General features: G+C 45.4%; 8 protein-coding genes. All 8 read left to right on the top strand.

Translation table 11 applies throughout. The features are described from left to right. The 8 genes from AB4Z45_RS16060 (at position 1) to AB4Z45_RS16025 (ending at position 12,889) form a co-directional block, all read left to right on the top strand. Positions 1–804, top strand: coding sequence for an ABC transporter permease (locus AB4Z45_RS16060; RefSeq protein WP_441910330.1), 804 nt, complete (start codon positions 1–3; stop codon positions 802–804). Between the two features lie 76 nt (positions 805–880). After that, complete coding sequence (locus tag AB4Z45_RS16055; RefSeq protein ID WP_441910329.1) at positions 881–1,906, top strand: zinc-binding dehydrogenase; 1,026 nt, start codon at positions 881–883, stop codon at positions 1,904–1,906. A 19-nt stretch (positions 1,907–1,925) separates the two neighbouring features. Beyond that, entirely contained in the window at positions 1,926–3,584 is a 1,659-nt protein-coding gene (locus AB4Z45_RS16050) for a glycoside hydrolase family 3 N-terminal domain-containing protein (RefSeq protein ID WP_441910328.1), read from the top strand. After that, positions 3,544–4,620, top strand: a complete 1,077-nt coding sequence (locus AB4Z45_RS16045) for a hypothetical protein (RefSeq protein ID WP_441910327.1) — start codon at positions 3,544–3,546, stop codon at positions 4,618–4,620. Before AB4Z45_RS16050 ends, AB4Z45_RS16045 begins: the two co-directional genes overlap by 41 nt. Before the next feature lie 174 nt (positions 4,621–4,794). Further along, entirely contained in the window at positions 4,795–5,229 is a 435-nt protein-coding gene (locus AB4Z45_RS16040; protein ID WP_076267676.1) for a MarR family winged helix-turn-helix transcriptional regulator, read from the top strand. A gap of 94 nt (positions 5,230–5,323) precedes the next feature. Beyond that, positions 5,324–7,087 (top strand): ABC transporter ATP-binding protein, encoded by a 1,764-nt coding sequence (locus AB4Z45_RS16035; RefSeq protein ID WP_441910326.1) that lies wholly within the window; start codon positions 5,324–5,326, stop codon positions 7,085–7,087. Between the two features lie 43 nt (positions 7,088–7,130). Next, entirely contained in the window at positions 7,131–8,867 is a 1,737-nt protein-coding gene (locus AB4Z45_RS16030) for an ABC transporter ATP-binding protein (RefSeq protein WP_083681904.1), read from the top strand. 308 nt (positions 8,868–9,175) lie between these two features. Then, complete coding sequence (locus AB4Z45_RS16025; RefSeq protein WP_441910325.1) at positions 9,176–12,889, top strand: S-layer homology domain-containing protein; 3,714 nt, start codon at positions 9,176–9,178, stop codon at positions 12,887–12,889. Positions 12,890–12,913 lie beyond the last annotated feature (24 nt).

Genomic DNA, 12,913 nt, shown 5'->3' with positions numbered 1-12,913 from the left:
ATGTTTAAAATTGCGAGAAAATATTTGCGCCTGTACGGTATGTTTATCAAAAATTGTCTCATCGCTCAGATGGAGTTTCGGGGCAATTTTGTGATGAGCCTGCTTGTCGAATCTGTCTATCTGCTTGCCAAGCTTTTGTATGTGCTCGTCGTGTTCCGCACTGATCTGCATGTAGAAGGCATACCGCCCGAAGGGCTGCTTCTATTTATAGGCCTGCACACCGTCGTTACGGGAATTTATGTCGGGTTGTTTTTTACAAATTTCATGAAAATTCCTGAGTATATTAAAGATGGCTCGCTTGATTTGATGATTACGAAGCCCGTTTCCTTGCAGTTCATGGCATCATTGCGATACGTCGATCTGGCGCTGCCAATTCCCGATATTTTGGTCGGTTTCACTATGATCGGTATCGGCTGGCATGCGATGGATATTCCGTTGTCATTCGTTCAACTTGCGGGATTTGCCTTAATGCTGCTGGTCTCCGTTGTCATCACGTACTGCCTAATGATTATCCCAGCGCTGCTTTCATTCTGGTTCGTCCAGACGGGGGCTATGTCGGATATCGCCCATTCCGCCTGGGATGCCAACAATTTCCCAATGGCTATTTATCCTGTTTGGGTCCGCAGAATCGGGACCTTCGTTATTCCGCTGTTCCTTATTACTAATTTCGGACCGATGTTCCTGCTTGGACAGCTCAGCTGGTTATATGCAGGACTGGTGCTGATCGGATCGCTTTTGCTCTTCGCAGCTATACGGCTGCTTTGGAAACGGGCTGTGAAGGGATATAGCAGCGCGAGCAGTTAAAATGGTTTTGCAATCATAAGGAAATTACAAATAATAAGTATCTATATCCCATGCCTAAAAAAGGAAGTGTCATCGCATGCCGGACATGGCGACAACGCAAGGCCGTACCTCGATAAATTGCGTATTTCAGGAGCCAGATCGAATTGAGCTTATAGAGGAACAGGTGCCAAAGCCAGGACGAGGACAAATTTTATGTGCAGCCAAAAAATCACTAATAAGTACAGGAACGGAGCTGGCTTGTCTAAAGGGGCGTTTCGATGAAGGAACGGTCTGGTCATCTTGGGTTCGGTATCCATTTTATCCCGGTTACTCGATGGCGGCTGAGGTGCTGGAGACAGGCATTGGAGTGGAGGGAATAAAGCCCGGCGATCGGGTCATCTGCCCGGCTGGTCACCGACAATATTTCCTCGCAGACTATAAGGAAGCGGCAATTATACCAAATTCAATCCGTGACGAAGAGGCGGTTTTTACACAGATCGCGAAGGTTGCTCTTCTAGGGATTCTGCGCGCAGAACCTGCTTTTGGTGAAAGAGTGGGAGTTGTTGGACTTGGTCTTATCGGACAGCTTGTCATTCAGTATCTGAATGCCAGTGGTGCAAGGCAGATTATTGCGATTGCTCCGGAAAGCTCCCGCCTGAACCAAGCCCTTCGAAGCGGTGCGACCGATCTGCTGAATTTTACGGTTGCCGAAGCATTCGGAGCGGTAGAACAGCTTACCGATGGCAAAATGCTGGACACAATATATGATGTGACAGGTTCTTATGCGGTACTGCCCTACTGTACGCAGTTAACACGCGACCTCGGCAAAGTCATTTTGCTAGGTGACTCGACAGAGCCTTCAAAACAGACGATTGGGCCCAAAGTCGTTTTTAATTCGGTCAGCATATTAGGCATTCACGGCCGAATGATGGAAGGTTTTAATGGCTGGACGGAAGAGGATATGAACATGTTCATATTCGAATCGATCCGTCGTGGGAAATTGGACGTCGCAAGCCTCATCACGGAAGAAGCAAGCCCGCTCGAAGCTGTATCGGTTTATTCCCGGCTCTCCGGGAGTAAGCCTGATTTGTTAGGCGTTTTATTCGATTGGACGCAATTGTAACGTCAGAGGAGGAATGCAGGTGAGAGCTTGTAGCCAGCTTACGATGAAAGAGAAAATTGGGCAGCTGCTCATGGTAGGTTTCGAGGGACTTACGCCGGATGCGAATATTGGCAACCTCTTGCAAAACCATTTCATTGGGGGAGTCGTGTTCTTTTCCCGTAATTTGGACAACCCTGAGCAGGCATTTGCTTTAACGAAGAAACTCCAACAAACGGCTGCGGGTGCAACAGGCATACCGCTATGGATCGGAACAGATCAGGAAGGTGGCATGGTCGTCCGATTAAGACACGGAATTGCACAGCTGCCTGCGGCGATGGCTTTGGGAGCGGCACGTGATCCTTTGCTGCTCTATGAAGCTGCAAAGGGAACGGCAAAGGAGCTGAAGTTGCTGGGCATCAATATGAATTTCGCGCCGGTGGTCGATATTAACGTCAATCCGCGAAATCCGATTATTGATGTCCGGGCATACGGCGACGAAGCTGAACTTGTCGCTGAGCTCGGGATCGCCGCAATGCTTGGCTTTCAGGATGGAGGCATCGTCTCTGTTATTAAGCATTTTCCTGGGCACGGCGACACGGAGGTAGATTCGCACGCTGAGCTGCCGGTTGTTAGGCATTCTCTTGAGCGTCTGCGGTCTGTCGAGCTTGTACCGTTTCGGCGCTGTGCGCGGGCAGGGGCCGAAGCCGTAATGACTGCCCATGTCGGGATTCCATTGCTAAGCGGTGGTTTGTCTGTTCCAGCCACACATTCTCATGAAGTATTGACGGGTCTGCTGCGGGAAGAGCTGGATTTCAAGGGGATTATCGTGACGGATTGCATGGAGATGAATGCGGTAACGCAAGGCATTGGTGTCGGGGAGGCAGTCGTAAGAGCCGTACTTGCTGGAGCAGATCTTCTTCTCGTCAGCCATACGTACGAAAGCCAGCTGGAGGCGGCAGCTGCACTGGAGCATGCGGTAGCAGATGGGCGTCTGCCTGAAGCTCGGATTGATGCTTCCGTGGAGCGCATTCTTCTCCTAAAGGAGCTCCGCATCGGAGAGCTGCGAGAGCGCAGCTGGGAAGAAACGCGGACCTATCTCGATCATTCGCAAACACTTCGGACGATTAAGCTGCTTCGCGAGAAAAGCATCACCTCGGTGAACCGTGAACCGAATTTTTGCCAGTTGTCTTCCGAAGTCGACACGCTTGTGCTTTGGCCGCAGATGGCGGCTGCTTGCAAGTCCGAGGATGAACCGATATACGATGATACCCTCGGCAGCTTTCTAAATCCTTTAATGAAGGCAAAGTTCACGGAGCGTTTGTATAGGACTAGTCCGAGTACGGATGAGATTGCGGACTTGGTCTCCGAAGCGGAAGGGTATGGGCAGATCATCGTGGGAATATTCCATACGGCTTCTAATCACGGGCAGACCGTTTTGGTTCGAAAGCTTTTGGCAGGTGGGAACAAAGTCATTCCAATCTCCCTTCGCAACCCCGTTGATCTAGCGGCATTTCCAGAAGCTAAAGGTTTCCTAGCCTGTTATGAGCATCATCCGCTAACATTGCAGGCCCTTTCTAGCGTTTTACTGGGCAAGCTTAAGCCTGAAGGAACTTTACCGGTTACGCTTCCCGATTATTCATTAGAAGGAGGCGAATCATATGAACGCGGTACAGCTTCCCGTGTTGAATCCGCCACTTAAAGGATTTTTACGATGGGCCTACACCCTTTCAATCACCAGCGTCCACGAAGAAACGATTCCTTGGTATTACAGCAACTTTATCCAGTTATCCTGCACCACAAAATTTCTGGAGGACGGCAGGCAATATTTTATCGATTTTTTTCGGGGCAAGCCAAACGAGCTGAATTTCAATAACCCGTTTCTTCTAACATGCTCTGTGAATTATACGATTCTAGATAATTTGGCATTGGATGACTGGCCGAAATTTTTCGCGGATCAGATCCGCAGCGGCTATTACTGCATTGTGTTTGTGGATGAAGCCAAGCTGTCACCGGCAGCTTCTTATCAGAAAGAGCCGTTCCCTCATCATCTTTTTCTGTACGGTTTTGACTGGGAGGAAAATAGGTTCGATGCTTCCATGTTCGATCATACAGGGGTGTACCGTAATGTGAAGATCCCATTCCAAGAGTTTCAGGATGCTGCAGGTTCTATGCGAAAGCTTTTGAAGGAGAAACTCACGTCTGATCATCATACGTATTTTTACAAATACGCACCGCATTCTGCTTATCCTTTTGATAAAACGGCCGCGATCGACCAGCTGCTCGATTATGTTAATGGCGAGACTCATTTAAACCGAATTAATTACAATCCAGACGAGGAAGCTTTCGGAATCAAGGTATATGACTATCTGCAAATGTACTTTGATGCTGTAGAGCAAAATGATTCTAGGCTGGGTGACCGCAACGATGCGAGACATCTTCACGTTCTCTGGGAGCATAAAAAAATGATGAGCGAGCGAATCGGATATCTTGTAGAAGAGGGGATAATCCCTTATGAGGAAGAGCTTGTGGAAGGCTACAAGGATATAACAAAACGGGCGATGAAGCTGAGAGATCAATACATTCGCCATGTTATTCGCGAAGATAAGGAAGTATTTAAACGGTTGAGGCTCCGCTTTGACCAATTCCGAGAAGAAGAGCCTGTTCTTTTGCTTAAATTAATTAAACTTCTAGAAGTGCCATCGAACTCGAATAAGATTTATGTAGAAAGTAGATAGCAATCAAAAATATTATATGAGATGAGCTAATAGGAGGGAGCTGCCGCGAGGACAGCTCCTCTTTGATGTTCATTGTGGTTAAAAGCTTTTAATGTATAATTAATGTTAGTTGACTAACAATAACTGTGATAAAATGAGGAAAGAGCTGAAGATGATAGGTAAAGGGGGGCGAAAATGAACAAGGATCGATCAGTTGCGCTCGAACTTAGAACGCTAAGAAATATGCTGCATAGACAGGTAAGCGGGTTTATGAGTCAAAAATATGGGGATCAATTGACTGGCATGCATGGATGGGTGCTGAGGTACTTTGTTGAGAACCAGCACAAGGAGATTTTTCAACGCGATTTCGAGAGCCAGTTCACGATTCGGCGTTCGACCGCGAGTAAGATTTTGCAGTTGATGGAGAAAAATAATCTCATAACGAGAGAGTCTGTTCCTTATGATGCAAGACTAAAGAGGATTATTCTTACGCCAAAAGCTATTGAATACCATGAAGCCATTATTTTGAAATACGTTGAATTGGAGCGTGAAATTAAGAAAGGTCTATCGCAAGAGGAGATGGATACTTTTTTTAATGTGCTCGATAAAATCAAAAAGAATTTGGAGTAGTCGTTGAAGTTGTTAGAGCGGCTTTTATTATTGTAATATAGTTAGTAGGCTTACAGTTCTATGGCTAACAACATGGAGAAGGAGCGTTTGATAAATGCTTAAGATTTTGAAGTATTTCAATCCCAAAAATGTTTGGTTTATCGTCATCAGTACTGCATTTATCGTGTTCCAGGTATGGCTCGATCTCAAGCTTCCCGATTATTTGGCAGAAATCACAAAGCTGGTGCAGACGGAAGGCAGCTCCTTAAACGAGGTATGGGAGCCAGGCGCCTATATGATGCTGTGTGCCATTGGAAGCTTAATTGCATCCTTCATCGTTGTTTATTTGGTCGCGAAGAGCGCTGCATCACTCGCTAAGAGGCTTAGAAGCCTGCTCTTCGACAAGGTTGAATCATTCTCAATGGCCGAGATGAATCAATTTTCAACAGCAAGCCTCATTACGCGTTCCACGAACGATATCACGCAAGTACAAACGATTGTGGCGATGGGGCTGCAGGTCATGATTAAAGCGCCTATTCTGGCAGGCTGGGCAATTGTGAAAATTTCAAGCAAGAGCTGGCAATGGACGCTCTCGTCCGGTATTTCGGTTGCACTGCTTCTTCTCATGATCGCGATCGTTATTTTGTTCGCCATGCCGAAGTTTAGAATGATTCAAGGACTAACGGATCAGCTGAACCGAGTAACGAGAGAAGGGCTTCAAGGTCTGCGTGTCATTCGTGCTTATAATGCTGGACCGAGCCAAGAAGCAAAGTTCGAGTACGCAAATCGGGAGTTGACCGATGCGAATCTGTTCACGAGCCGATTAATGGCATTAATGATGCCGGTCATGAGTCTAATCATGAGCGGATTAAGCTTGGCGATTTATTGGATCGGTGCGTATCTGATCAATGGAGCGGATACAGCAGCTAGATTAGGCTTGTTCAGCGACATGGTCATTTTCTCGTCCTATGCCATGCAGATCGTCATGGCCTTTATGATGCTGTCGATGGTTTTCTTCATGCTGCCGCGGGCGTCGGTTGCTGCCAAGCGTGTCATGGAAGTATTAAATACAGAACCAAGCATCAAGGATGGCAGTTCGAAATCGACTAATGCTGCGAAAGCAGGAGAGATTGAATTCCGGAATGTCAGCTTCAAGTATGCGGATTCGGATGAATATGTACTTAGGGATATCAGCTTCGTTGCACGCAGGGGAGAGACGGTTGCGTTTATCGGCTCCACAGGCAGCGGGAAAAGTACGATGATGAACTTAATTCCGAGATTTTACGATGTGACGGACGGCGAAGTGCTTGTTGCGGGAATGAACGTGAAGGATTACTCACTGAAAGATCTGCATAACAAGCTAGGTTATGTTCCTCAGAAAGCCGTATTGTTCAGCGGTACAGTGACGTCTAATGTCGCTTATGGCGATAATGGGCATGTGGCTGGCTCGGCGGACGATGTGAAGAAAGCGGTAGCGATCGCTAAGGGACAAGAGTTTGTCGAGAAGCTGGAAGGCGGATATGAGGGCACGATCTCACAAGGCGGCTCGAATTTATCCGGCGGACAGAAGCAGCGGTTATCCATCGCTAGGGCTATCTACCGTAAGCCTGACATTTATATTTTTGACGACTCCTTCTCTGCACTTGATTACAAAACCGACCGCCAGCTGCGTTCCATGTTGAATCAAGAAACAGCTGGAGCTACCAACCTGATTGTGGGGCAGCGAATCGGAACGATTAAGGAAGCCGATCTCATACTCGTTCTCGACGAAGGCAAAATTGTAGGAAGAGGCACGCATCAAGAACTGCTTCAAACCTGCGAGGTATATCGTCAGATCGCGAACTCTCAGTTATCGAAGGAGGAGCTTGAAATTGGCTAAACAACAGGTCGCTACCAAGCAAAACATCGATTTCAAAGGCACAATGGGCAAGCTCGTCGCTTATTGCAAGCCGTACATTCCTCTTATTGTCGTGGCTCTGCTGCTGTCCGTGGTGGGCACGATATTTACGATTGTCGGGCCAAGCAAGCTGAAGGACATGACGGATCATATTACCAAAGGGTTAATGGGCGAAATTGACATGGACGCGATTAGCAGCATAGGTATATTGCTTGCTGTTCTATATGGATTAAGCGTCATCTTCTCGTTCTTCCAAGGCTATATTATGGCTACGGTAACCCAGAAGGTATCGAAAAGCTTGCGTACGCGCATTTCCCAGAAGATCAATAAGCTTCCGCTCAAATATTTTGATTCCACAAGCAACGGCGACGTGCTGAGCCGCGTCACGAACGACATCGATACGATCGGGCAAACGATGAATCAAAGCGTCGGGATGCTGGTTACTTCCGTTACGATGCTGGTCGGCTCCTTGGTCATGATGTTCTATACGAACGTATGGATGACGTTGACGGCAATTATTTCGACGTTTCTAGGATTTGCCTTTATGACCGTGATGATTAAAAAATCACAAACGCATTTCGTCCACCAGCAGGCGAATCTTGGTGCGATGAATGGCCATGTCGAAGAAATATACTCAGGCTATGATGTGGTTAAGGTCTATAATGGAGAGCGGAAGGCGAAAGAAACTTTTAATCAAATAAACGATAAATTATATGAAAGCTCATGGAAGTCGCAGTTTCTATCCGGCTTGACGATGCCTCTCATGATGTTTGTCGGAAACTTCGGTTATGTGTCGGTCTGTATTGTCGGCGGAGCATTAGCGATGAATGGTCATATTTCGTTTGGTGTTATCGTTGCATTCATGCTTTATGTTCGTTTGTTCACGCAGCCCTTGGGGCAAATTGCACAGGCCGCGACAAGTCTGCAATCAACTGCAGCTGCAGCCGCGCGCGTTTTTGAATTTTTGGAAGAGAAAGAGCTTGAGGACGAGAACCATAAATCGAAGGTGCTTAAGGATGTTAAGGGGCAGGTCGAATTCCGGAACGTTTCCTTCGGATATGATCCGAATAAGCTTATCATTCACGATTTCTCAGCCCGTGCTTTGCCTGGTCAGAAGATCGCCATCGTTGGGCCGACGGGTGCAGGGAAGACGACGATCGTCAATTTGCTGATGCGATTCTATGAGCTGAATGGCGGGGAAATTGCCATCGATGGCGTTCCGATCCATGAGCTTCCTCGGGAAAATGTTCATGAACAATTCTGTATGGTGCTTCAGGATACATGGCTGTTCGAGGGAACGATCAAAGAAAATATCGTCTTCAACAAGCAAGGGGTTACCGATGCTGATGTAAAGGCCGTCTGCAAGGCTGTCGGTATTGATCATTTCATCCGAACCTTAACGAATGGCTACGACACGGTATTGAACGAGCAAGTGAACCTTTCCGCAGGTCAGAAACAGCTCATCACGATTGCAAGAGCGCTCATTGCGAACGCCCCGCTGCTCATCCTCGACGAGGCAACAAGCTCTGTCGATACGAGAACGGAGCTTCTCATTCAGGAAGCGATGGACCGGTTGATGGCAGGTCGAACTTCTTTTGTTATCGCGCACAGGTTGTCTACGATTAAGAATGCCGATATTATTCTCGTCATGAAGGACGGCGATATTATCGAAAGCGGCAATCATTACGAGCTGCTTGCGGCAAACGGCTTCTATGCTGAATTGTATAATAGCCAGTTTGAGACAGCGGAGGCGGCCCTGTAAAGGGGACGTGTACTCCAAAAAACGAAAATTCGTGGAATAATCGTCAAACCATGGTGCAGAGCTTTGAGATGCGCTAGGGCAAATACGAATAATTAATTCCGCGGAAATGGAAAACCCGATCGAATGAGATCGGGTTTTTTTGTGTTTTCTACTCGTCTTTTCCCATCACAGCGCAACTCGAAAGGACGATTAATTACAATTTTTGTGAATAAAAATAAAATTTCTTAATAGTTAAGGAGGTTTAATTTTACAATGCACTGTTATAGTTCTCATTGACTAACCATTTTACTAAGGGAGAAGGAAACGTAATGAAAGCAAAAGTATTACGCAAGACAATAGTAATTGCATCCATTATAGCGCTGCTAGGAGGGGGACTACATATCGGTTTTGGTCAAAATAACCATGTCTTTGCAGTAGAGGAAGCATCGCCAAATATTATCGTTGAAGATTTTGAAGATGGAATCTCAGATGTGAAATTTAATCCTAAACGCATGTATGATGCTACGCTGCACTTGGAGAACAACAAGAAGCATGTAAGAAATGGACAATATTCAGCTAGAATTGATTACGATATGATTGGCATCGTAGATAACCCTTCTCAAATTGAAGTCGGGTATAAAACAGGGAATATTCCAGTCACAGGCTACCCTACCAAAGTAGGCATGTGGGTTTATGGGAACAATGAAGGACATTTGCTAACGACAAAATTTAGAGATAAAGGCGGATCATCGTTTCAAGCAGAATTTTATGGTGAAAATCAGATGGGTGTAGACTGGTCTGGATGGAAATATATTGAGGCGGATGTGCCGCAGGGAAAACCAGGTCCGATCGTCCTTGAATTGTTTTTCCAATTGAAACAATCGAATATGAGCAAGAAAAATAAAGGCTCGATTTGGGTAGACGATATTACCTTTATCTATAAGGAACTTGATGAGGATAAAGAAGTTCCAACTATTAAACCTATAGCCCCTGCCCCAAATGAAGTATTAAACGCTCCGCTTGATGCATTGAAGGTTGAGCTGGACGATAGCGGATCAGGTTTGGATTTGAATACATTATCTGTTCTTTTGGATGGAACGAATATAACGGATAAAGTGGACTATTCTGAAAATACAAAGGTATTAACCTACCCAGGAAAATATGTGGATGGCGGTTATCATGAGCTTGTTATTGAAGTGAAGGATAAGGTTGGTAACCCGGCAGGGAAAACATTCGCCTTTACAGTGAATGCAGGAGAACGATTGTTCATGACTGCTAACAAAGAAGCAATAAGCAACGAAATCTACTCTGTACAGGTAGGTATCAATGATTATTTGAATGCAGATCGTGCGGAATTTGCTTTAAATTATGATAAAGGTATCCTTCAAGTTGAAAGCATTACTCAGGCGACTGGAGTTGCCCTAACCTCAGAAATTGATAATGAGCACGGGATGGTTAAAGTAGCACTTCATAACGTAGCAGCAGCCCATAATTCCGTTACGGTTAATTTTAGAGTGAGCTCTCATGCCGCGCTGGAGCGTGGTGAAGCTTACAAGACCATAACCATGAGCAATACAAATCTTACAGCTGGCGAAGTTCAGACTAGCTCACCACTCGCTGCACCTATTCACTATACCATCGCATTTCCATATCAGCTGGAAATGACGGGAGTTGGTTTAGGCACGCCTTCTACATTTACAGTATTAGACCATGTGGGCAAGCCGTATGAAGGTGCGGACATTGTATTCATTGGATTATTAAAGCAAAGCTCAGTAGTTACCGTTAACACTGTAACGTCTAATGTATATGAGGATGACGATACGTCTTCTGAGGTATTAATGGTTGCAAAAGCTGGTGAACGTTACTATGCTTCTGCAAAAGCTGAAGATGGATTATTCGAAATTATTTTAGCAGATGGTCAAACAACAGGTTATATCTCTGAATCGGATGTTAGCAGTCAGTTATTGAACGGCAGCCTTGGTAAAACAGATGCTAAAGGACAATTAATGACAGACCTAACTACATTGGCACTTGGAACCTATCAGGTTCAAGCGGTCAACGGTGATAAGAACAGTAAGGTTGTCAATTATGAAGTCGTGGAGCAATACGGTACAGATACACCTCAATATGTTCAAACCTATGTGGCAGAAGATATGTCTTCTGAGCTGAGCGCTGCTTGGCAAACCAAGCCAGACCAAACCATTACTTATCTTGAATACATTGAAGCTAATGAATGGGGAACAGGAGAAAGCCCTGATATTAAACATGTAAAACAACATCAAGCTGAGAGTGAGCTTCAAGTGCTTAGTATGAAGGAAAATGGAACGAAGGGTGAAATCCGGTTTCATAATGCTCTGATTGAAGGTTTGAAAGCAGACACCGCCTATAAATATCGTGTAGGTTATGAGGGCAATTGGTCGGCATGGTATGAATATTCGACAGTGGATCAGAATAAAACAACACCGACCTCATTCTTGTTTATTACAGATTCTCATACGAATCAATCACAAGGCATACAAGCCTATCAAGAATTAATGACTAACGCTTTGAAACAACATCCATCAACACAGTTTATTATGCATGGCGGAGATATGGTTGATGTAGGCGGCGCTTTTGAAGAATGGCAAAAGTTCTGGCAAGCATCTGCGGTCTACGCAACAAAAATTCCAACGGCTCTAACATTGGGTAATCATGATGTGAAGAGTGAAGGGAAAGAAGTATTTACCAAAGGGGCGAACTTCCCAACGAACGGACCAGAATCTCAGCTTCAATATGCTTACTCTTATGAGGTTGATGATACTCATTTTGTCGTATTGAACTCAGAGGGTACAGAGGAACAAATGATAGATCAAGCAGCTTGGCTCGAAGAAGATTTAAATAAAAATGATAAAAAATGGACTATCGTTATGTTCCATCGTCCTGCTTACCATACAGAAAATGGTCGAGAAACCCTTGTTGAGTATACACAAACGTATTTTGCGCCTATTTTAGAAGAGAAAAAAGTTGATTTGGTTCTAGTAGGTCATGATCATGTGTATGCGCGTACCTATCCAATGCAAGATGGTAAGCCTAATAAGGATACAAATGAAGGTACCGTTTATCTTGATGGCGGTGCATCGGGCTGGAAATTTTATGATGGTACACAATATAATTATTTGAAACATATTTTTGATGAGGACGTGCCAGTATATTCCGCTATTGAAATTACTGAGGACGGGATTCATGTGGAAGCACGTACAAGTGCGGGTAATAAGATTGATGAGTTTACTGTCGTGAAAACAGCAGGAGTTGAGCCGACACCGACACCGACGCCGACGCCAACATCGACACCAACACCGACACCAACATCGACACCAACACCGACTTCAACATCAGCACCGATATCGACGCCAACATCAACACCAAAAGCAACGCCGGCGCCAACATCTACACCAACGATTACGAAACCAGTCTTCAACGACAAGATTGATGTGGATGTAGTTAAGGCTATCGTGGAAAAAGAAAAATCTGCTCCCGCTTTAAAATTTACGGACGTCCCGGCATCTTCGTGGAGTGCTTTAGCAGTGGAGCGTGCTGCTAAGATGGGGATTGTAAAAGGCTATAGTGATGGTTCTTATCATCCGAATGAAAATGTAACTCGCGCCGAGTTCGCCACGATGCTTGCAAAAGCTTTTGGTTTAACGAATTCAGACGGTGCTTCCTTCTCTGACACCAAAGGGCATTGGGCCTCAGAAGCGATTGCAGCATTACAGGCTAATGGGATAATTACAGGTTATAGTGATGGTTCTTTCCATCCTAATCAAAAAATTTCCCGTGCTGAAATCGTTGCAATGCTAGCTCGTTTGACGAACTATGTTCCTAGTACAACCAATCCGTTCTCGGATGTAGTCGCGAACTGGGCTTCTGAACCAATTAATGCTTTTGCTAGTGCAGGTATCGTAAGCGGTAAAGGCAACGGATTGTTCAAACCAAATGAATCTGCTTCCCGTGCCGAGTCAGTTGCGATGATTATTCGCTTGTTGGATAAATTGCTTGAACAATAAGTAAAGTTAATGGAATTGTAGTGT

Source organism: Paenibacillus sp. MCAF9, from assembly GCF_052114265.1.
Taxonomy (GTDB): Bacteria; Bacillota; Bacilli; order Paenibacillales; family Paenibacillaceae; genus Pristimantibacillus.
This window is presented reverse-complemented; position numbering and strand designations above follow the sequence as displayed.

What these genes read in the sequence shown, in the direction of transcription:
- AB4Z45_RS16060 (WP_441910330.1), top strand. Translation starts at nt 1, where the DNA reads ATGTTTAAAATTGCGAGAAAATATTTGCGCCTGTACGGTATGTTTATC.
- AB4Z45_RS16055 (WP_441910329.1), top strand. Translation starts at nt 881, where the DNA reads ATGCCGGACATGGCGACAACGCAAGGCCGTACCTCGATAAATTGCGTA.
- AB4Z45_RS16045 (WP_441910327.1), top strand. Translation starts at nt 3,544, where the DNA reads ATGAACGCGGTACAGCTTCCCGTGTTGAATCCGCCACTTAAAGGATTT.
- AB4Z45_RS16040 (WP_076267676.1), top strand. Translation starts at nt 4,795, where the DNA reads ATGAACAAGGATCGATCAGTTGCGCTCGAACTTAGAACGCTAAGAAAT.
- AB4Z45_RS16035 (WP_441910326.1), top strand. Translation starts at nt 5,324, where the DNA reads ATGCTTAAGATTTTGAAGTATTTCAATCCCAAAAATGTTTGGTTTATC.
- AB4Z45_RS16030 (WP_083681904.1), top strand. Translation starts at nt 7,131, where the DNA reads ATGGGCAAGCTCGTCGCTTATTGCAAGCCGTACATTCCTCTTATTGTC.
- AB4Z45_RS16025 (WP_441910325.1), top strand. Translation starts at nt 9,176, where the DNA reads ATGAAAGCAAAAGTATTACGCAAGACAATAGTAATTGCATCCATTATA.